The sequence below is a fragment of the Pseudorhodoferax soli genome (genome assembly GCF_003337555.1).
GTDB classification, from domain to species: domain Bacteria; phylum Pseudomonadota; class Gammaproteobacteria; order Burkholderiales; family Burkholderiaceae_C; genus Pseudorhodoferax; species Pseudorhodoferax soli.
In genome coordinates this window covers 166,416-186,867 of the sequence record NZ_QPJK01000001.1, presented here as the reverse complement: position 1 = coordinate 186,867, position 20,452 = coordinate 166,416, and the positions used below count along the sequence as shown (strand labels likewise).

At 67.6% G+C, this 20,452-nt stretch carries 18 protein-coding genes and 1 tRNA gene; 14 read left to right on the top strand and 5 right to left on the bottom strand.

The features are described from left to right. Nucleotides 1-17: 17 nt before the first annotated feature. From DES41_RS00800 to DES41_RS00790, 3 genes are all read right to left on the bottom strand, one after another. On the bottom strand, nt 18-761 hold the full coding sequence (locus DES41_RS00800) for an SDR family NAD(P)-dependent oxidoreductase (protein WP_114465039.1): 744 nt from the start codon (nt 759-761) through the stop codon (nt 18-20). 48 nt (nt 762-809) lie between these two features. Further along, nucleotides 810-1,427, bottom strand: coding sequence for a 2-hydroxychromene-2-carboxylate isomerase (locus DES41_RS00795; RefSeq protein ID WP_114465037.1), 618 nt, complete (start codon nt 1,425-1,427; stop codon nt 810-812). 65 nt (nt 1,428-1,492) lie between these two features. Further along, nucleotides 1,493-3,355 carry an AMP-binding protein gene (locus DES41_RS00790; RefSeq protein ID WP_114465035.1) on the bottom strand — a complete coding sequence of 621 codons (1,863 nt, stop codon included), beginning with the start codon at nt 3,353-3,355 and terminating at the stop codon, nt 1,493-1,495. A gap of 161 nt (nt 3,356-3,516) precedes the next feature. On the opposite strand from DES41_RS00790, the gene DES41_RS00785 reads away from it, so the two are divergent. The 6 genes from DES41_RS00785 (at nt 3,517) to DES41_RS00765 (ending at nt 8,824) form a co-directional block, all read left to right on the top strand. Next, nucleotides 3,517-4,527, top strand: a complete 1,011-nt coding sequence (locus tag DES41_RS00785; RefSeq protein ID WP_114466764.1) for an NAD(P)H-dependent flavin oxidoreductase — start codon at nt 3,517-3,519, stop codon at nt 4,525-4,527. 10 nt (nt 4,528-4,537) lie between these two features. Further along, nucleotides 4,538-5,734, top strand: a complete 1,197-nt coding sequence (locus DES41_RS00780; protein ID WP_114465033.1) for an acyl-CoA dehydrogenase family protein — start codon at nt 4,538-4,540, stop codon at nt 5,732-5,734. A 2-nt stretch (nt 5,735-5,736) separates the two neighbouring features. Continuing rightward, entirely contained in the window at nt 5,737-6,855 is a 1,119-nt protein-coding gene (locus DES41_RS00775) for an acyl-CoA dehydrogenase family protein (RefSeq protein WP_114465031.1), read from the top strand. 115 nt (nt 6,856-6,970) lie between these two features. Then, nucleotides 6,971-7,501 carry a winged helix-turn-helix transcriptional regulator gene (locus DES41_RS00770; protein ID WP_114465029.1) on the top strand — a complete coding sequence of 177 codons (531 nt, stop codon included), beginning with the start codon at nt 6,971-6,973 and terminating at the stop codon, nt 7,499-7,501. A 373-nt stretch (nt 7,502-7,874) separates the two neighbouring features. Then, a complete protein-coding gene (locus DES41_RS39790) occupies nt 7,875-8,321 on the top strand; it encodes a helix-turn-helix domain-containing protein (RefSeq protein ID WP_425466324.1) in 447 nt (148 codons plus the stop codon). Continuing rightward, a complete protein-coding gene (locus tag DES41_RS00765) occupies nt 8,291-8,824 on the top strand; it encodes a LysR substrate-binding domain-containing protein (protein WP_425466336.1) in 534 nt (177 codons plus the stop codon). Before DES41_RS39790 ends, DES41_RS00765 begins: the two co-directional genes overlap by 31 nt. Nucleotides 8,825-9,033: 209 nt before the next feature. Here DES41_RS00765 and DES41_RS00760 read toward each other — a convergent pair whose 3' ends face one another. Next, on the bottom strand, nt 9,034-9,567 hold the full coding sequence (locus tag DES41_RS00760; RefSeq protein WP_211332865.1) for a TetR/AcrR family transcriptional regulator: 534 nt from the start codon (nt 9,565-9,567) through the stop codon (nt 9,034-9,036). 168 nt (nt 9,568-9,735) lie between these two features. Here DES41_RS00760 and DES41_RS00755 point away from each other — a divergent pair, with 168 nt between their 5' ends. The 8 genes from DES41_RS00755 to DES41_RS00720 are packed head-to-tail and all read left to right on the top strand — an operon-like array spanning nt 9,736 to nt 20,031. After that, complete coding sequence (locus DES41_RS00755) at nt 9,736-10,782, top strand: alpha/beta fold hydrolase (RefSeq protein ID WP_114465026.1); 1,047 nt, start codon at nt 9,736-9,738, stop codon at nt 10,780-10,782. Continuing rightward, nucleotides 10,779-11,711, top strand: a complete 933-nt coding sequence (locus tag DES41_RS00750) for a fatty acid desaturase (protein ID WP_114465024.1) — start codon at nt 10,779-10,781, stop codon at nt 11,709-11,711. Before DES41_RS00755 ends, DES41_RS00750 begins: the two co-directional genes overlap by 4 nt. Beyond that, a complete protein-coding gene (locus DES41_RS00745) occupies nt 11,708-13,300 on the top strand; it encodes an ABC transporter substrate-binding protein (RefSeq protein ID WP_114465022.1) in 1,593 nt (530 codons plus the stop codon). Before DES41_RS00750 ends, DES41_RS00745 begins: the two co-directional genes overlap by 4 nt. A 19-nt stretch (nt 13,301-13,319) precedes the next feature. After that, on the top strand, nt 13,320-14,297 hold the full coding sequence (locus DES41_RS00740) for an ABC transporter permease (protein ID WP_114465020.1): 978 nt from the start codon (nt 13,320-13,322) through the stop codon (nt 14,295-14,297). Beyond that, a complete protein-coding gene (locus DES41_RS00735) occupies nt 14,294-15,136 on the top strand; it encodes an ABC transporter permease (protein ID WP_114465019.1) in 843 nt (280 codons plus the stop codon). The genes DES41_RS00740 and DES41_RS00735 overlap by 4 nt, the downstream gene beginning before the upstream one ends. Beyond that, complete coding sequence (locus DES41_RS00730) at nt 15,133-16,797, top strand: dipeptide ABC transporter ATP-binding protein (protein ID WP_114465017.1); 1,665 nt, start codon at nt 15,133-15,135, stop codon at nt 16,795-16,797. Before DES41_RS00735 ends, DES41_RS00730 begins: the two co-directional genes overlap by 4 nt. Next, nucleotides 16,794-17,939, top strand: a complete 1,146-nt coding sequence (locus DES41_RS00725; protein WP_114465015.1) for an iron-containing alcohol dehydrogenase — start codon at nt 16,794-16,796, stop codon at nt 17,937-17,939. Before DES41_RS00730 ends, DES41_RS00725 begins: the two co-directional genes overlap by 4 nt. Then, the gene (locus tag DES41_RS00720) at nt 17,920-20,031 is read left to right on the top strand and encodes a molybdopterin-containing oxidoreductase family protein (protein ID WP_245965529.1); all 2,112 of its coding nucleotides are present in this window, start codon (nt 17,920-17,922) and stop codon (nt 20,029-20,031) included. Before DES41_RS00725 ends, DES41_RS00720 begins: the two co-directional genes overlap by 20 nt. Nucleotides 20,032-20,352: 321 nt before the next feature. On the opposite strand, the gene DES41_RS00715 is transcribed toward DES41_RS00720, so the two are convergent. After that, a tRNA-Leu gene (locus DES41_RS00715) sits at nt 20,353-20,437 on the bottom strand. Between the last annotated feature and the right edge of the window lie 15 nt (nt 20,438-20,452).

The window sequence follows — 20,452 nt, the reverse complement described above, 5'->3', positions numbered from 1 at the left end:
GGTATCGCGAGTTCTGGCTACCAGTTCTCGCTCCAGGGCCGCAGGTCCAGCTCATGGGTCCAGGCCGAGCGCTTCTGGTGGTGCAGGTTCACGTAGTTCAGTGCGATGTCGTCGGGTTTCAGGATCCGGTCTTCGGCCAGGCGCTGTTCGAGATCGGCGATGTTTTCTCGGGCGAACACGCCCTCGATCGAACCGTCGCAGACGACATGGGCCACATGGATGTTCTTCTTGCCCAGTTCACGCGCCATGCTCTGCGCCACCGCCCGCAGGCCCGCCTTGGCGGAAGCGAAGGCAGAGAACGTTTCACGGCCACGCAGGCTGGCGGTGGCGCCCGTGAAGATGATGGTGCCGCGCCCGCGCGGGACCATGGCCTTGGCCGCCTCGCGTCCCGCCAGGAAGCCGGCGAAGCAGGCCATCTCCCAGACCTTGGTGAACACGCGCGCGGTGGTCTCCTCGATGCTGAAGCGCACGTTGGCGCCGATGTTGAACACCACCACCTCCAGTGGCCCGATGTCGCGTTCGATCTCCTGGAACAGCGCGACCGTTTCTTCCTCGGACCGTGCGTCGACACCCCGGGCGTGCACCACGCCCCCTTGGTCGCGGATGTTCTGGGCAATGACTTCGAGATCGGGCAGGTTGCGCGCGCGGCGCGTGATCACGATCTCGAAGCCGTCCAATGCAAACGCCTTGGCGATGGCGGCGCCGACACCGTCGCCGACGCCGATGACGAGACAGACCTTCTTGGGTTGGTTTTCAGACATGTTGGTTTCCTTTCTGAACTGCAATGGCAAGAATCGGGTGTATGGTGTTCACGCGGCCGTGCCTGCTTGGCGCACGATCTCTTCTTCGACCTCACGCAGGCGGTCTTTGCCGAAGAACAGCTCGCGGCCGACCAGGAAGCTCGGGCTGCCAAATGCCCCGGCAGCCACGGCCGCTTCTGTGTTGGCCATCAGCCCCGCCTTGACCTCGCCGGTCTGGCTCAGCTCCAGCAGGCGGTCGGCCGGCAGGCCGGCCTCGACCAGCGCGTCCCGGAACACGGCAGCATCGTCCATCTTCAGCCCGCGCTCCCACATGCAGGCGTAGACCGCCTCGACATACGTTTCGAAGACACCGGCTGCCTGCGCAGCCACCGCCCCGCGCATCAGCTGCAGCGTGTTCACCGGGAAGTGCGGGTTCGACCTGAAGGCCGAGAGGCCATGTCTGGCGATGAAGCGCTGCGTCTCCAGTCGCTCGTACTCGGGCTTGTTGCGGATGCCGGCGAACGCCGTGGCTGGCGACTGGTTGCCCGTCGCCTTGAAGATGCCCCCGAGCAGAACAGGCACGTACTCGAAGGTCGCGCCGGTGCGCGCTTCGATGGCCGGGATGACCTTGTGGGAGAGGTAGGCGTTCGGGCTGCCGAAATCGAAGAAGAATTTCACTGTGTCCATGGGTTTTCCAGTGCGGGGTTGAAAGGCGGGGGGCGGTGTTGCGCCTCGGTGATGGGCTTGCAGCGTCAGATCCGGATGACTTCTGGCCCGGGCTCGGCGCTGTAGAGCTCGGCCACGCACGTGGCACGGCAGGCGAGCACGCCGCGCTGGTTCACGTAGCCCTTGTCGGTGGTCTCGCCGGCGCCGATGGATGCCGGCGTGTGCAGGATGCGGAAGGCAGCCACGCGGTGGGTGGGGCCGCTGGCCTGTCGGTTGTGGGCACGCAGCCGCTCGGCCACACGCGCTGCGATGGCCGCATAGGCTGGCGGTGCCAGCTCGCCCTCGGCGTTGGCACCGGCATGCTGGCGCTCTGCAGGATGTACCCACGCCAGCAGTCGGATGTCGTCGCGGTCTGGCCCGGCGATCACCAGGTCGGTGAGCAGTGGCTGGCAAGCCTCGACCAGCGCCAGACGCAGGTCGCCGGTGGCCACCCACGAACCGTTGCTGAGCTTGAAGTTCTCGCTCAGGCGGCCCGCGAAGCGCAGGCCGTCCTCGGGCCGGTCGGGGTTGGCGAACTGCACCAGGTCTCCCACGCGGTAGAAGTTCTCTTCGTCGAATGCGGCGGCGGTGAGGTCGGGGCGACGAAGGTAGCCCGGCGTCACGTTCGGGCCGCGTGCGCGCACTTCGAAGCGGTCCTCGAACGGCACCAGTTTCACCGTCAGGCCCGGCAAGGGCAGGCCGATCTCGCCACCGCCCTCGCTGGGCCAGTGCGTGACGGAGATGCCGGGGCCGGTTTCGGTGGTGCCGTAGCCCGCGCCGAACGCGATCTGCTGGCCCAGCGTGCGCACGGCCAGTGCCTGCATGCGGTTCCACACCTCTTGCGGCAGGCTCGCGCCGGCGTAGTTCATGCGGCGCAGGCGCGAGAAGAAAGCCACGCGCAGACCGTCGTCGGCTTCCAGTGCGTCGGCCAGCATCTGCAGTGCCGATGGCACGCTCAGCAACGATGTGGGGCGCACCTCGCGGATGTTCTCGATGGTCTTGTGGAACTCGCCCGGCGTGGGCCGTCCGTCGTCGATGTAGAGCGTGCCGCCCTCGCGCAGGATGCCGTGCAGCGTGGCGTTGCCTCCCACGGTGTGGTGCCAGGGCAGCCAATCCAGCCCGACCGGAACCTGCTCGCTCGAGACCACCAGCCCGCTGGCCTGCGCTGCGCTGCACAGCATGCCGTGGGTGTTGAGCACGCCCTTGGGCGCACCGGTCGAGCCGGAGGTGAACAGGATCTTCGCCACCGTGGAGGGCTGCACCGTGCGGCGGGCCGCCGCCACCGCAGGCCCCGGCGCGGTGTCGTACAGGCTGGCGAGGGTGTCGACGCCGGGCACGCCAGCGCTTGCGCTCAGCCAGGGTGCACTGGCGAGGGCTGGCACGGTGCGCGCACCGGAGAAGCGTTCGGCGTCCTGTGCGAACACCAGCCCCGGCTGCAGCAGCTCGGCGATCTCCGCCAGCCGTGGCCGTGCTGCGGGCAGCAGCGTGTAGTTGGGCGACACCGGCGAGACCGGAATGCCTACCAGCATGCCGGCGAAGGTCAGCACGGCGTGCTCCAGCGAAGCCCCGGAGAGGATGGCGATCGGCGTCTGCTCGGTCAGCCCGCGCGCCAGCAGCGCCTGCGCCACCCCCTGCACGCGCCGCCAGGCTTCGGCGTAGCGCAGGGTTTCCCAGCCGCCACCGGGTGCGCGCTGCGCCAGAAAGACCCTGTCGGGCACGGCTGCAGCCCAGCGCTCCAGGTAGTCGACGATGTTGTCAGCGCAACCGCTCAGCGCGATGGGCGAGCGCAGCAGGATGCTGCCGTCGGCACGGCGTTCCAGCAGCACTTCCTTGGGCGCAAACCGAACGCCCAGAGCCGCGGGGGGCACCGGGCTCTCGCCTGCAGGCGAGGCGTGTGGAGTAGGGCTCATTTGTCTCCTTACAGTTTTAAAAAAGAACGCACATTATTCTTGCGCGCAGTTTCTTGACTATCTGCCGCATGGTCCACTAGTGCAAACGAGCATAAATTTATGAATGACGAGTGTTAAAAACGTACTGAGTATTTTAAAAGGAGCATCTGATGAGCGTTGTCCTGCGTACCCGTATCACCGATCTGTTCGGCATCGAGCGTCCCATCGTTCAGGGAGGCATGCACTGCGTGGGGCAGGCCCCTCTGGCAGCGGCGGTTTCCAATGCCGGGGGCCTTGGCCTGATCACGGGGCTGACCATGGGAACCCCCGAGAAGCTGGCCGCCGAGATCCGCCGGTGCCGCGAGCTGACCGACAAGCCATTCGGCGTCAACGTCACCTTCCTGCCCGCGGTGGTGCCGCCCGACTACCCTGGATTGATCAAAGCCATCGTCGACGGTGGTGTGCGCATCGTCGAGACGGCTGGCAACAATCCGTCCAAGTGGATGCCGCTGTTCAAGGAGGCGGGCATCAAGGTGATCCACAAGTGCACCTCGGTGCGCCATGCCCTGAAGGCCGAGTCGATCGGTGTGGATGCGCTCAGCATCGACGGCTTCGAGTGCGGCGGCCACCCCGGCGAGGACGACGTGCCCAACATGGTCCTGTTGCCGCTGGCGGCCGATGCACTCAAGGTGCCCTTCGTCGCGTCCGGCGGCATGGCCGATGGCCGCTCGCTGGTGGCGGCCCTGTCGATGGGCGCCGAGGGCATCAACATGGGCACGCGCTTCGTGGCCACCGTGGAGGCGCCGGTGCACGACAACGTGAAGCAGGCCATTGTGGCGGCGAGCGAACTCGACACCCGGCTGGTGATGCGGCCGCTGCGCAACACCGAGCGCGTGCTCAACAACGCCGGCGTCGAGCGCATCCTCGCCAAGGAGCGCGAGCTGGGCTCGGCGATCCGCTTTGAGGATGTGCTGGAACAGGTGGCGGGCGTCTATCCGCGCGTCATGTACAAGGGCGAGATGGACGCAGGGGCCTGGAGCTGCGGCATGGTTGCCGGTCTCATCCATGACGTGCCGACCGTCGCCGCCCTGATGGACCGCATCATGGCGCAGGCCGGCGAGATCATTGCCGCGCGCCTGTCCTCCATGGTGCAGCCCGCGTCGCCTCGCGTCGCTGCGCAGGCCAGCGCCTGAAAGGCCCGCCATGAATCTCGCATTCACAGCGCAAGAAGAAGAGTTCCGCGCCGAAGTGCGCCGCTTCCTCGCCGACGAGTTGCCGCGCGACATTGCCGAGAAGGTTGCAGCTGGCCGCCGCCTCGGCAAGGCCGAGATCGAGCGCTGGCAGGCCATCCTCAGCCGTCGTGGCTGGCTTGCGCCGCACTGGCCGGTGGCCCACGGCGGCGCCGGGTGGTCGGCAGCGCAGCGCTTCATCTTCGAGGTGGAAATGGCCATGGCGCATGCGCCTTCGCCCATCCCCTTCGGGTTGAACATGCTGGCCCCGGTGCTGATCAAGTACGGCAGCGAAGAGCAAAAGACGCACTGGCTCGGCCGCATGCTGCGCGGCGAAGACTGGTGGTGCCAAGGCTATTCAGAGCCGGGCGCGGGATCCGACCTGGCGAACATCCGGACCACCGCCATCCGCGAGGGGGACCACTACGTCATTGACGGCCAGAAGACCTGGACCACGCTCGGCCAGCACGCGAACATGATGTTCTGCCTGGTGCGCACCGAGAAGTCGGCCAAGCGGCAGCAGGGCATCTCCTTCCTGCTGGTCGACCTCAGGTCGCCCGGCGTGGAAGTGCGCCCCATCATCACGCTGGACGGCGACCACGAGGTCAACGAAGTCTTCTTCACCGACGTGCGCGCGCCGGTCGCCAATCTCGTGGGCGAAGAGAACCAGGGCTGGACCTATGCCAAGTACCTGCTGACCTACGAGCGCACCTCGATGGCGGGCATCGGCGCCTCCTCCGCGGCGATGGCGTCCCTGAAGGCGCTGGCCCGCCGCGAGATGAAGAGCGGCAAGCCCCTGGCCGACGACCCGCTCTTCGCGGCACGCGTGGCGCGTGTCGAAATAGAACTGTCCAACCTGCGCACGACCGCGATGCGGGTGGTGGCGGCAGCCACGCGCGGCGAGGTGCCGGGGCCGGAAAGCTCGATGCTGAAGATCCGCGGCACGGAGGTCCGCCAGCAGATCAGCGCGCTGGCCAGACGCGCGATCGGCTCCAGCGCACGCCCCTACCTGGCCGAGCTGATGGAAGACGACCCCGGGCTGGCGCCCATCGGCGACCCACTGGCACCCGCGGTGACCCCCACCTACCTGAACCTGCGCAAGCTGACGATCTACGGCGGATCCAACGAGGTCCAGCGCAACATCATCTCCAAGACAACCCTGCGGCTCTGACCATGGACTTCCAACACACCGAAACGTGCCAGATGCTGGGCGACACGCTGAACCGCTACTTCTCCGAGCGCTATGGCAGCGATGTGCGCCGCCGCAGCAGCCTGGCGCCTGGCCACGACCGCGGCACCTGGGCCCAGATGGTCGAACTGGGCGCCCTCGGCGCGCTGTTCGACGACAAGGATGGCGGCTATGGCGGCACCGGCTTCGACACCATGGTGGTGTTCGAGGCCCTGGGCCGCAACCTCGTCGTCGAGCCCCTGCTCGGCAACCTGGTGTGCGGCCGGGCGCTCGCGCTGGCTGGCCATGCGGCCCGGCACGGCGTGGTGGCGGGCGACACCCTCATGGCTTTTGCCCACCACGAGTCGGGCTCGCGGGATGCACTGGCGCATGTGGAAACCAGGGCGCAACTGTCGGCTGGCGAATGGTCGTTGAACGGGAGCAAGTCCGTGGTGCTGGACGCAGAGGCCTGCACCCATGCGCTCGTCAGCGCCCGCGTGAGCGGCGGCAGCACCGAGCCGACCGGCATCGCGCTCTTCATCGTGGCGCTGGACGCGCCCGGTGTCACGCTGCGCGCCTACCCGTTGATCGACGGCGGCCGCGCGGCCGAACTCGAATTGCGCGATGTGAAGCTCGGCGCTGACACGCTGGTGGCGGGCCCCGAGCAGGGCTTCGACATCGTCGAGCAGGTGGCCGGCCTGGGCATCCTGGCGCTGTGCGCCGAAGGGCTGGGTCTGATGGAGTCGTTGAAGACCGCGACGGCAGACTACCTTGCCACGCGCGTGCAGTTCGGCGCCCCCATCGGCGCCAACCAGGCCCTGCAGCACCGCATGGTGGATCTGCTGATCGACATCGAGCAGGCGCGGTCTGCAGTGATCAATGCCGCGGCGGCCTTGGATCAGCCACGCGTGCTGCGCGAGCAGGCCCTGTCGGCCGCCAAGTACACCCTGGGCACGAACGGCATCCGCGTGGCAGAAGAGGCCATCCAGATGCACGGTGGGATCGGCATGACGCAGGAGTTGCCAGCGGCCCAGGCGGCCAAGCGGCTGATCATGATCGACCACCAACTGGGCGATGCCGATCACCACCTCGAACGCTACGTGGCGCTGGGCCGCGAGCAATGAGGGCGCTGGCTGGGCTGCACGCCACGGCCCACGCTCTGTGCGTCGACGACTGGATGGGTACTAAAATGGAATCCTTGTTGTCTTGGACTGCCGTTCAGGCGGATATGGGTGAGCCATGCAGTGGGATGAACTGGTTGAGCAGCCGTGTTCGGTGGCCCGCACCTTGTCGGTGATCGGTGACCGTTGGACGCTGCTGATCCTGCGCGACTGTTTCATGAAGGTGCGGCGCTTCGACGATTTCCATGCCCGCCTGGGCATCGGCCGCCCCATCCTGGCCGACCGTTTGCAGAAGCTGGTCGACAACTTCGTGCTGACGAAGATGGCCTACCAGACCAACCCCGTGCGCCACGAGTACCGGCTGACGCAGAAGGGGCTGGACCTGCACCCGGTGATCATGTCCATCGTGCACTGGGGCGACATGCACATGGCCGGCAAAAAGGGCCGGCCTGTCTTGCATCGGCACACCACCTGCGGGCACCACTTCGATCCGGTGTTGACGTGCTCGGTCTGTTCCGAGGCGCTGACGGCAAGAGAGGTTGTGGTCGAACCAGGGCCAGGGGCCGAGCCCGCTGTCCGGGCCGTCGCCAAGTCGGCCAAGCCGCGGGCGGCTCCTGCAGCGAAGAAGGCGGCCCAGCCGGTCCGTTGAAGCGCGAGGTGGGGCCTGCGCAGTGGCTGGGCGGTGATGTTCTGGACTGCCGCATCCGCCCGCCTTGCCGAGGACAGGCCGCATCGACCTCACCGAGATAGGCCAGGACTTGATGCGGAGGCTTCGACGAGTCACCTGTGTCTCTCAATCGGCGAAAGCCCCATGGCTGGCTTGGGCACTCAGTGCATCCAGCGGGACGGCGCAATCGAAGTTTTTCGCCGTGCCCCACAGTCCGTTTCCTTCCGCAAAGTCGGGAACGCACAACTGGAAACTGCGAGGCCGGGCTGCCTGCAGCGTTTGCAGGCTCAACGAATACCAACACGGCGTCCAGGACCACATACCACTATGCCGATCGCCGCATGCCACGGACTAGATGCATGGAAGAATAACCCGGTGCGGCGGCCTCGGGCAGCGGCTTGCGGGCTGCGGTCCGGACCATCCTGGCGGATCTCGATGTTCTGCTTCGAAGACTGGCGACTGCAGGGCGGATAGACATCGCTGGGGACCCGGCAACAGATTTGGACCTTGGTCGCAGGAGCCGCTCAGGCGGCCGCAGCGGTGCAGCCGCCGCGCGGGCGCACATGAGTCGATGGCTGTCAAGGAGAGGCCCAACAACTCGGCTCGATGGGCAAGCAGGACACCTTCCAGCGCCATGGGTGGCGCACCGGCCGCCGTGCTCGGCATTCCGCGCGCGACAGCCACGCACGCGATCAAGAAACTGGAGGCCCGGCTACAGGTGCGGCTGCTCGAACGCACCACCCGGCAGGTGCGCACCACAGTCGAGGGCCAATCTTCTACGAGCGCTCGCGGCACCTGCTGAGCGAGCTCGAGGATGCGGAGTCTTCTCTCGCGCAGTCGGCCGTCAATCCGCGCGGGCGGCTGCGCATCGACATCCATGGAACTCCAGCCAACGAGCTGCTGCTGCCGCGCATCGGCGAGTTCCATGCGCGCTATCCGCACATCGAGCTCGCCATCGGCAGCGGCGACCGATTGGTAGACCTCGTGCGCGAAGGCGTGGACTGTGTGGTGCGCGCGGGCGAGCCGCGTGACTGGTCGCTGGTGACGCGACGGCTCGCACTGGTGCCGCAAGTCACCTGCGCGAGCCCGGCCTATCTCGCCGCACATGGCTCACCGCTGACTCCGTCCGACTTGGCGCAGCACATCGGCGTCAACTTCTTTTCGGCATCCCGGCCCGACCTGTTTCCCTATCTTTTCGAGGTTGACGGCAAGCTGGAGGAGCACACGCTGAAGGGCTGGATCAGCGTCAACAGCGTCAACAGCGCCGACAGTTACAAGATCTGCGCCGAGCAGGGTTGCGGGTGACGGAGATCTACAACGAACGCTTCGGAGCGACAGGCGTGAGTGCCGAGAGCTGACGGACAGAACGGTTCTGGTGAACTGGAAACCACGCCGCCTCTCTGAAGAACATGGCGGCGCTACGGAGGATCCCCGCTCCACGGCCGTGCATCTGCACTCCAACCGTCAATCTGCCAGAAGCCCTGATCGACCAATGCGAGCCATTTCGGGGCGTGCTAGGCAGAGAAGGTGGTGGCAACAAGGTTCGCCACAAACGCCTTGTCCAACCCGCCCAGGCCGAACTGGAAGCGGTAGAAGATCGTGCCGTAGATCTGGTCGTACAGCGCTTCTGCTGGGCGCTGCGAGGCGATGCTGCCGCCGCGCTGGCCGCGCCGGATCACGCTGACGCCCAGCTTGCGGCGCATGCGCAGGTAGCGCGCGACGAACACTTCGGAGTTGCCGGTCTCGGCCATGCACTCGGCCAGCACCGCGAGCTGCACCCGACCCAGGTCGCCGTGCAGCGCCACCAGGTATTGCTGCGCGTGGGCGTGGATGGCGTCGGCCGGCGGCATCGCTTCCGAGAGCGGCAGCAGCAGCGTCGCCTGGCGCATGTAGGCGTCGATCAGCAACTGCAGCCGCCCCTCCCACCATTTGTAGATGGTCATCTTTGACACGCCCGATGCGGCGGCGATGGCCTGGATCGTGGCGCCACGCAGGCCCTCGGTGGCGCTCAGGCGGTAGGCGGCATCGAGCACGGCAGTGGCCGCCACCTCAGACCGCGGCCTGCCACGCCGGCGCGGCGTTTCAGGGCACTGCGCAGGGAGGGCGCCAGGGGAGGGCTGTGTGGCATGCATGTTGCGTCTGTATTGCTGTACGCTGAGTATAGATATTCAACACCACGGCCGACGCACCAATCCAGGACGAGGACCACTGCCACCATGCCCGCATCCGATGCATCTCGCGCGCGCTCCGACATGGGCGTATTCCAGGCCGGCGATGTGGTGCTGCAGTCCGGCCGCACCTTTCGCGGGATGACGCTCGTCTACAAGACCTTCGGCGCGCTGAACGCAGACCGTTCCAATGTCATTCTCTACCCCACGTCCTACAGCGCGCAGCACGCTGACATCGAGTTCATGGTGTCCGAGGGTGGCGCGCTTGACCCATCCAAGTACTTCATTGTCATTGCCAACCTGTTCGGCAACGGCCTGTCGAGTTCGCCGTCGAACACGCCCTGGCCGGATGTTGGTTCGCGCTACCCCGATGTCACCTATTGCGATGCAGTGCACGTGCAGCGCCGCATGCTGGTGGAGTTGTGGGGCATCGAGCGCGTGGCGCTGGTCTACGGCTGGTCGATGGGCGCCATGCAGGCCTACCACTGGGCGGCGCTCTTTCCCGAAGCGGTCGAGCGCATCGCGGTCGTGTGCGGCGCAGCGCGTTGCGCGCCGCACAACCGCGTGTTCATCGAAGGCGTGGCGCACGCGCTGATGGCTGACTCCGCCTACCGCGACGGTGTCTTCACCGAGAGGCCGGTGCGCGGCCTGCGCGCCATGGGCCGGGTGTACGCCGGGTGGGCGCTGTCGCAGACCTTCTACCGCGAGGAGATGTGGCGCGGCCTGGGCGCATCCTCGCTCGAGGACTACCTGGTGACCGCGTGGGAGACGACCTTCGCGCGGCGCGACCCGGCCGACCTGCTGGCGCAGCTGCGCACCTGGCAGGCCGGTGACATCAGCGCCAACAGCCTTTACGGCGGCGACCTGGCGAAAGCACTCGGCGCCATCCGCGCCCGCGTGCTGCTCATGCCGGGCGATCACGACCTGTACTTCCAGGTTGACGACAACCGCGCCGAGCTGGCGCATCTGCGCCACGCCGAGCTCGCCCCGATCCCCTCCGTCTGGGGCCACCGCGCGGGCAACCCCCATCCCATCCACCAGCCCGAAGACCGGACCTTCATCGACACGCGCGTCAAGGCGCTGCTCGCCGCATGACCACCTTCCGCCTCAAAGCACAGGAACTGCTGCCCCTGTCGGTGCGCAACGATGGGCCCGCTGCCCGCCGCGCACTCGGCCACCTGGGCGCCATCGCGCTCGGCGGCACCGCGCTGTGGCATGCGCTCGGCACCGTCTGGGCGGTGCCGCTCACGCTCCTGCAGGGCTACTGCATCGCCTTCCTGTTCACCGCCGTGCACGAGACCGCGCACCAGACGGCCTTCAAGACCCGCGCATGGAACTACCTGCTCGGGCACGTGGCCGCCTTTGCCATCTTCCTGCCCTACGAGTACTACCGTGCCTACCACTGGGTGCACCACCGCCACACGCAGGATCCGCAGAAAGACCCCGAGCTCGCCATGCCGCTGCCGCACACCCGTCTGGGCATCGCCTGGCTGTGGACCGGCATGCCGATCTGGATCGGTCGCGCCCGCTTGCTGTTCGCGCACGGCGTGCGCGGCAAGGTCAGCGTGCCCTGGGTGCCAGAAGACAAGCGCGCGCTAATCGTGCGCGAGGCGCGCCTGTACCTGCTGGGCTACGCGGCGGTGGTCGCGGCCTCGGTGCTGGCCGGCTCGCTCGCGGCGCTGTGGCTCTGGGTCGTGCCGCTCCTGGCCGGCCAGCTGTTCCTGCGTCCGTACCTGCTGGCCGAACACACCGGCTGCGCGAATTCACCCGACATGCTGGAGAACACGCGCACCACGTTCACCAACCGCTTCGTGCACTTCTTCGCCTGGAACATGCCGTTCCATGTCGAGCACCACGCGTATCCGGCCGTGCCCTTCCACGCGCTGCCTCGGCTCCACAAGTTGCTGGCCAGCCACATCACCCACACCGCCGACGGCTACCCCGCCGCCACCGCCGACGTTGTGCGCCATCTCCGTTCGCTCTCCACCCCGTCGTGCGCACCACCAGAAGGAAAACTCCCATGAATGCACAGAAACGCTGCCTCCTCGTGCGGCTCCTGCTTGCCGGCGCAGGCATCCTTCTCGCGCAACTGCCCGGCCTGGCCGCGGCGCAGGAAAAACCTGTGGCGGGCGGCACGCTCAACATGCTGGTGCAGCCCGAGCCGCCGTCATTGATGCTGGGCCTGAACCAGCTTGGCCCGACGCAGTTCGCCGCCAGCAAGATCTACCAATCGCTGCTGACCTACGGCCCCGACCTGAAGCCTTTGCCTTCGCTGGCCAGTGCGTGGACCATCTCGCCCGACGGGCTGACCTACACCTTCGTGCTGCACAAGAACGTCAAGTGGCACGACGGCAAACCCTTCACCTCGGCCGACGTGGTGTTCTCGGCCGACAAATTCCTGCGCGAAGTGCACCCGCGCCTGCGCGCCTTGATGAACCAGCGTGTCGAGTCGGTCAAGGCCGACGGCGACGACAAGGTGGTGTTCAGGCTGAAGGAGGCGTTCCACCCCTTCATCTACGCCTTCGAGGTGTCGACGATGCCGATGGTGCCTAAGCACATCTACGACGGCACCGACTACCGCATCAACCCGGCCAACAACACGCCCATCGGCACGGGCCCCTTCAAGCTCAAGGAGTGGAAACGCGGCGCCTACATCCACCTGGTGAAGAACCCCGATTACTTCAAGCCGGGCTTGCCCTACCTGGAGGAGATCTACCTGCGCGTGATCCCCGATGCGGCCTCGCGCGCGGTGGCCTTCGAGCGCGGCACGGTCGACGTGCTGCGCGGCGGCGACGTCGAAAACTTCGAGGTGCGGCGGCTGCAGAAGCTGCCCAACGTCGGCGTGACCACCGCCGGCTGGGAGATGTTCTCGCCCAACCTGTGGCTGCAGATGAACCTGCGCAAGGCGCCCTTCGACAAGAAGGAGGTGCGCCAGGCCATCCTGCATGCGATGGACCGCAACTTCGTCGTGAAGAACATCTTCTTCAACGTCGGCAAGGTGGCCACCGGTCCGATCTCGTCGGCCACGCTGTACTACGACAAGAACGTGCCCGCCTACCCCTACGACATGGCCAAAGCCAAGAAGATGCTGGCCGACGCGGGCGTGAAGCCCGGCGACTACACCATCAAGGTGCTGCCCATTCCCTATGGCTCGGTGTGGGACCGGTTGGGCGAGTACACCAAGCAGCAGCTGGAGCAGCTCGGCTTCAAGGTGACCATCGAGGCGACCGACCCGGGCGGCTGGGCGAAGAAGGTGTCGGACTTCGACTTCGACCTGACGATGAACTTTCTCTACCAGTACGCCGACCCGGCCATCGGCGTCACGCGCAACTACGTCAGCACCAACATCATCAAGGGCACGCCGTTCGGCAACAACCACGGCTACAGCAATCCCGAGGTCGACCGCCTGCTGGGCGCGGCGCCGTTGCTCAAGGGCGCAGATGCGCGCCAGCGCATGTACTCCGAGGCGCAGCGCATCCTGGTCGATGAGGTGGCGGTGGGCTACCTGGTCGAGATGCAGTACGCCACGCTCTACCGCACCAAGGTGCACAACCTGGTGACCACGGGCATCGGGCTGAACGAGACGCTGGACAACGTCTGGATCGCCAAGTGATGCACGCCCCCTGACCGCGATGAACACGCTCGACTTCTTCCTCAAGCGGCTGTTGAAGGCGGCCTTCGTGGTGCTGGGCGTGGTGGTGTTCAATTTCCTGCTGATCCACCTGGCGCCGGGGGACCCGGCCACGGTGATCGCCGGGGAATCGGGCGCCGGCGACGCGCAGTTCCTGGCCCAGCTGCGCCAGCAGTTCGGGCTGGACCAGCCGCTGTACGTGCAGCTGTGGCTCTACGTCAAGGGCGTTCTGAGTTTCAACATGGGGTTTTCATACCGCAACAACCTGCCGGTCAGCGAACTCATCCTCGAGCGCCTGCCTGCCACGCTGCTGCTGAGCGCATCGGCCTTCGTCCTGTCGCTGCTGCTGGGCATCTTGCTCGGTGTGATGGCGGCGGCGCGGCGCGGCAAGCTGGCCGACTCCCTCATCATGTCCGGCGCCTTGCTGTTCTATGCCACGCCGCTGTTCTGGGTGTCGCTGATGGCGATGCTGGTGTTCTCGATCCGGCTCGACTGGCTGCCACCCTTCGGCATGGAAACCATCGGCGGCGGCCTGACCGGCACGGCGCGCGCCTGGGACGTGCTCCAGCACATGGTGCTGCCGGTGGCCACGCTGGGCCTGTTCTTCACCGCCATCTACACGCGGCTGACGCGCGCCTCGATGCTGGAGGTCGCCTCGCTCGACTTCGTCAAGACGGCGCGCGCCAAGGGCGTGCCGCGCAGGCAGATCACGCGCCGCCACGTGCTGCGCAACGCCATGCTGCCGGTGTTCACCTTCGCCGGCATCCAGGCAGGGCAGATCCTCGGCGGCGCCGTGCTCACCGAGACCGTGTTCGCCTGGCCCGGCATTGGCCGGCTGATGTTCGACGCGCTGATCCAGCGCGACTACCCGGTGCTGATGGGCGTGTTCCTGGTCACCTCGGCGCTGGTGGTGCTGGTCAACCTGCTGACCGATGTGTTCTACCGTTTCGTCGACCCGCGCATCGAGGCCACCGCATGAAAGCCTTCTTCCATCGCTTCGCGCGCAACAAGGGCGCGGTGGTCGGCCTGGCCATCGTCGGCGTGGTGGTGCTGGTCGCGTTGTGCGCTGGCTGGGTGTTTCCAGCGAGCCCCTGGAACGCGGTCGCCGAGCCGCTGCTCGACCCGCTGACCGATGTCGCCTACCCGCTGGGCACCGACATGCTGGGGCGCGATGTGGCCGCCGGCCTGGCGCATGGCGCTCGCGTGTCGCTGCTGGTCGGTCTGGTCAGCACCGCCGTGGCCACCTTCATCGGCATCTCGATCGGCGCCGTCGCCGGCTACTACGGCGGGCGCATCGACGATGTGCTCATGCGCCTGACGGAGTTCTTCCAGACCATCCCGACGCTGGCGATGGCGGTGGTGCTGGTCGCCATCTTCCAGCCCAGCCTGGCCTCGATCATCACGGCCATCGCGGTGGTGTCCTGGCCGCCGGTAGCGCGCCTGGTGCGCGGCGAGTTCATGTCGCTGCGCTCGCGCGAGTTCGTGCAGGCGGCGGTGGTCATCGGCCAGAGCGCGCCGCGCATCATCTTCACGCAGATCCTGCCCAACACCATGTCTCCCATCATCGTGACGGCCTCGCTGATGATCGCCACTGCCATCCTCACCGAGTCGGCCCTGTCGTTCCTGGGCCTTGGCGACCGCAACCTGATGAGCTGGGGTTTCATGATCGGCGCTGCCCGCACCATGATCCGCGAGGCCTGGTGGATGAGCTTCCTGCCCGGCCTGGCCATCCTGCTGACGGTGCTGGCCGTCAACCTGATCGGCGAGGGGCTGAACGACGCGCTGAACCCGCACCTGCGCAACCGGGGCGAGCGATGAGCGCCGGCCAGGGCAGCGCGCTGCTGCAGATCGAGAGCCTGTCCATCCCGATTCCGGGCGGCGGCGACCGCGCTTTCGCCGTGCAGGGCATCGACCTCACCCTGCATGCCGGCGAGATCCTGTGCGTGGTGGGCGAGTCCGGCTCTGGCAAGTCGATGAGCGCCAACGCGGTCATGGGCCTGCTGCCCAGCTACATGCAGCCCTCGGCTGGCCGCATCCTGTTCCAGGGCCGCGATCTGCTCACTCTGCCCGAGGACGAGTTGCGCAAGCTGCGTGGCAGCGCCATCGGCATGATCTTCCAGGAGCCGCTGTCCGCGCTCAACCCGGTGATGCGCGTGGGTCAGCAGATCGCCGAGGTGCTGCAGGTACACGGCGTCAGCGACGCGGTGCAGGTCGAGCGCCGGGTGGCCGAGCTGATGGCGTTCGTCGGCCTGCCGGACCCCGAGCGCATGCGCGCAGCGTATCCGTTTCGCCTGTCCGGCGGCCAGCGCCAGCGCGTGATGATCGCGATGGCGCTGGCGCTGGAGCCGGCCATCCTCATCGCAGACGAGCCGACCACCGCGCTGGACGTGACCACGCAGGCGCGGATCCTCGCGCTGATCCAGTCCATCCAGCGCAGCAGGCGCGCCGGCAGCGACGGCCAGGCCACGGCCATGGGCGTCATGTTCATCACCCACGACTTCGGCGTCGTCGCCGAGATCGCCGACCGCGTGGCGGTCATGGAGAAGGGGGTGCTGGTCGAGGTCGGCCACGCCGAACAGGTGCTCAACGCGCCCCGGCATCCCTACACGCAGCGCCTGATCGCCGCGGTGCCGCGCCGGCGCACCGGCCTGCGCGACGCGGTGGCCGAAAGCCCGCCGGTGCTCGACGTGCGCAAGCTGAGCAAGACCTACGCCAGCGGCGGCGGCTGGTTCGGCGCCAGGCGCGTGGTGCGGGCGGTGGACGACGTGAGCTTCACCGTGCGCCGTGGCGAGACGCTGGGCATCGTCGGCGAATCCGGCTCCGGCAAGTCGACCATCGGCAAGTGCCTGCTCAAGCTGGTCGATGTCGACGGCGGGCAGATGCTGTTCAACGGCCGCGACATCGCCGCGATGTCTGCGCACGCCTTCCGGCCGCTGCGCAAAGGCATCCAGATGGTCTTCCAGGACCCGTTCGCCTCGCTCAACCCGCGCCAGACGGTGGGCCGCATCGTCAGCGATGGCCCGGTGGCCAGCGGCAAGACGCGCGCAGAGGCCGAGGCGAGGGCGCGCGAGCTGCTGGCGCTGGTCGGGCTGGAAGCCTCGTCGTTCGACCGCTATCCCAACGAGTTCTCTGGCGGCCAGCGCCAGCGCGTGGGCATCGCCCGGGCGCTGGCGCTCGACCCGCAGGTGCTGGTGGCCGACGAGTCGGTGTCGGCCCTCGATGTGTCGGTGCAGGCGCAGGTGCTGGCGCTGCTGCACCAACTGCAGCAGCGGCTGCAGATCGCGTTGGTCTTCATCACGCACGACCTGCGCGTGGCGGCCCAGGTGTGCGACACGGTGCTGGTGATGCACCAGGGCCGCATCGTCGAGCGCGGCAGCCCCCAGCAGATCTTCGACCGCCCGCAGGATGCCTACACCCAACGCCTGATCGCTGCGGTGCCGGGACAGCAATGGAATCCCACGCAGGCGCACGCCACATGACCACCATCCACTACCTCACGCACATTGAGTTCGAGGCCGGTGCCGTCGCGCTGCTGCCCGGCACACTGGCCGCGCTCGGCATCCACCGGCCGTTGCTCGTGACCGACGCCGGCATCGTGCACGCCGGCATCCTGGCGCGCATCCGTGCGCTGCTGCCGTCGCCGGACGGCGTGGCCGTGTTCGCCGAGACCCCGCCCAACCCGACCGAAGAGGCGGTGGAGGCCGCCACCGCGTGCTACCGCGCGCATTGCTGCGACGGCCTGGTCGCCATCGGAGGCGGCTCGCCGATCGACCTGGCCAAGGGCGTCGCGCTGATGGCCACGCACGAAGGTCCGCTCGCGCACTACGCCGGCATGGCGGCGATGCCCCTCATCGGCGCACACGCCGCACCGATCGTCGCCGTACCGACCACCGCCGGCACCGGCAGCGAGGTCGGACGCGGTGCGCTGATCCGCTTGCGCGACGGCCGCAAGCTGGTGTTCGTGAGCCCGCACCTGCTGCCCAGGCGTGCGCTGTGCGACCCCGACCTCACGCTCGGCATGCCGGCCGCGCTGACCGCCGGCACCGGCATGGACGCGCTCACGCACTGCATCGAGACCTTCCTGTCGCCGCGCATCAACCCGCCCGCCGAAGCCATTGCGCTCGACGGCGCTGCACGCGCGTGGCGCTGGATCGCGCGCGCCGTGGCGCATCCCGACGACCGGCAGGCGCGCTGGGAAATGATGATGGCCGGCATCCAGGGCGGCCTGGCGTTCCAGAAGGGCCTGGGCGCGGTGCATGCGCTGGCGCACCCGCTGGGCGCGCTCACGGCGCCGTCGCTGCACCACGGCACGGTCAACGCCGTGCTGTTGCCGGCGGTGCTGCGCTTCAACGCGGCCCACGTGGGCGACAAGTACGTGCGCCTGCGCGCCGCCTTCGGCCTGGGCGTCGACGCGGATCTGGCCGAAGCGGTGCGCGCGCTCAACCAGCGGCTGGGCCTGCCCGCAAGCCTGCGCGCCATGGGCGTGCCAGCCGATGCGCTGGAGCAGGTCGTTGGCGGCGCACTGGCCGACCACTCCACCCCCACCAACCCGCGCCCGCTGACGCGCGAGGACCTGGCGGCGCTCTTCATGGAGGCCTTTAATGAGCCGTACCGATCTTGACCCGGGCATGGAAGTCACGGTGCACGGTACCTGCCCGCACGACTGCCCCGACACCTGCGCCATGCTGATCACCGTGCGGGACGGCGTCGCCACCAAGGTCAAGGGCGACCCGGCGCACCCGACCACGCAGGGCGTGCTGTGCACCAAGGTTTCGCGCTACCTCGAACGCACCTACAGCCCCGACCGGGTGCTCCATCCGATGCGCCGCGTCGGAGGCAAGGGCCCCGGCCAGGGGCGCTTCGAGCGCATCGGCTGGGACGAGGCGCTGGACACCATCGCCACGCGGCTGCAGGCCATCGCCGCCGACGATCCGCAGGCCATCTTCCCGTACGCCTACTCGGGCACCCTGGGCCTGGTCCACAACTTCGGCATGCCGCGCCGTTTCTTCCACCGGCTGGGCGCCTCGCTGCCCGAGCGCACGCTGTGCGCCACCGCCGGCCGCATGGGCTACAACACCGTGGTCGGAGCGCAGATCGGCACCGACATCACGCATTTCGCCGAGTCGCGGCTCATCCTCCTGTGGGGGACCAACCCCATCACCTCGAACCTGCACCTGTGGACGCGCATCGCCGAGGCGCGCCGCAACGGCGCGCGGGTGATCGCCATCGACCCCTACCGTTCGCAATCGGCCGAGAAGGCGGACTGGCACCTGGCGCCGCTGCCCGGCACCGACGGGGCGCTGGCCTTCGGCCTGATGCACGTGCTGATCGCCGAGGACCTGCTCGACCACGACTACATTGCGCGGCACACGCTCGGCTATGAGGCCCTGGCGGCGCGCGCTGCCGCCTTCACGCCCGAAGTGGTGGCCGGCATCACCGGGCTGGCGGCCGACGACGTGCGCCAACTGGCGCGGCAGTACGGTGGTGAGCGTGCATCCGCCATCCGCGTCAACTTCGGCCTGCAGCGCCATGCCGGTGGCGGCAACGCGGTGCGCGCCATCGCCTGCCTGCCAGCGCTCACCGGTGCATGGCGCGAGCCTGCGGGCGGCGTGCTGCTCGACAACGCAGGCGCGCATGCGCCCGACCTGGCCGCGCTCGACGGCCGGCACCTGCTGCCCGACCCGCCGCCGCGCAAGGTGAACATGGCGCAGATCGGCAAGGCGCTGACCGAGCTGAACGACCCACCCATCAAGGCCCTGTTCGTCTACGCCTCCAATCCCATGGCCGTGGCGCCCAACAACACGCTGCTGCGCCGCGGCATGTTGCGCGAGGACCTGTTCACCGTGGTGCACGAGATCTTCCTGACCGACACCTGCGACTACGCCGACATCGTGCTGCCCGCCACCACGCAGCTGGAGCAATTGGACGTTCACCGCCCCTACGGAACGCTCTACACCATGCTCAACGAACAGGCCATCGCGCCGCTGGGCGAAGCTGTGTCGAACGCGGAGCTGTTCCGTCGGCTGGCGGCGCGCATGGGTTTTGACGAGGCCTGCTTTCGCCAAAGCGATGAGGAGATCGCGCGCGAAGCGCACGACCTGACAGCGCCGGTCAATGCGACGCTTGACTTCGACTCGCTGCGCCGCGACGGCTGGCGCCGACTCGACCTGCCCGAACGCTTCGCGCCTTTTGCCGATGGCAACTTCCCCACTCCCTCGGGCCGCTGCGAGTTCGAAAGCGCATCGGCTGCGGCGCAGGGCTGGAGCGCCGTGCCAGAGTTCATCCCGCCACGCGAGTCCGTACTGGGCAATCCCGCGCTTGCGGCGCGCTTTCCTTTGATGCTCCTCACGCCGCCAGCGCGCCACTACCTGAACTCGAGCTTCTCCTCCATCGCATCGCTGGCGCGCGAGATCGGCCCACCGTGGGTAGAAATCAATCCCGCGGACGCTCAAGCACGCGGCATCGTGCACGGCGATCGCGTGCGCGTTTTCAACGCGCGCGGCGCTTTCGAGGTGGATGCCCGCGTGGTGGAAAAAGTGCGCCCTGGCGTGCTGGTGGCGCCATCGATCTGGTGGCAAAAGATGTCTGCCGATGGCGAGAACGCCAACGCCGTCACGTCCGACGGGGCGGCGGACATAGGGCAGGGCGCCACCTATTACGACACCGCGGTGGAGGTGGCAAGGTGGGATCGGGCGACACCATCTTGTTGCTAGAAGGGGCCGACTCGTCCAGGTCCGTCAAGCCGTACTGCGCGTCTGTGCCATGGGCTCGTGACGCGACGACGGCCTCAAGGCTGGGCGAGGGAGTACTTCTTTGCCGCTGGCTGCGGCGGTCCTAATCTTTGGATCGGTGAGCGATCCCATGGGTGTCCCCGGAGGCTGAAGTCGGCGAAAACCTCAGTCTGGGAACACTTCTGGGACACGCAAACGGGGGACCTGAAGAAGCGGCTGGAGCCGCTTGAACCATCTTTTCTCTGCTAAGTCCGTGATTTCAAGGGACTTTGAGACGTGGTGAATCGCCTTGAACGAAAGCGATGGTGCCCGGGGCCGGAATCGAACCGGCACACCTTTCGGTGGGGGATTTTGAGTCCCCTGCGTCTACCAATTTCACCACCCGGGCATAGCCGCCATGGGC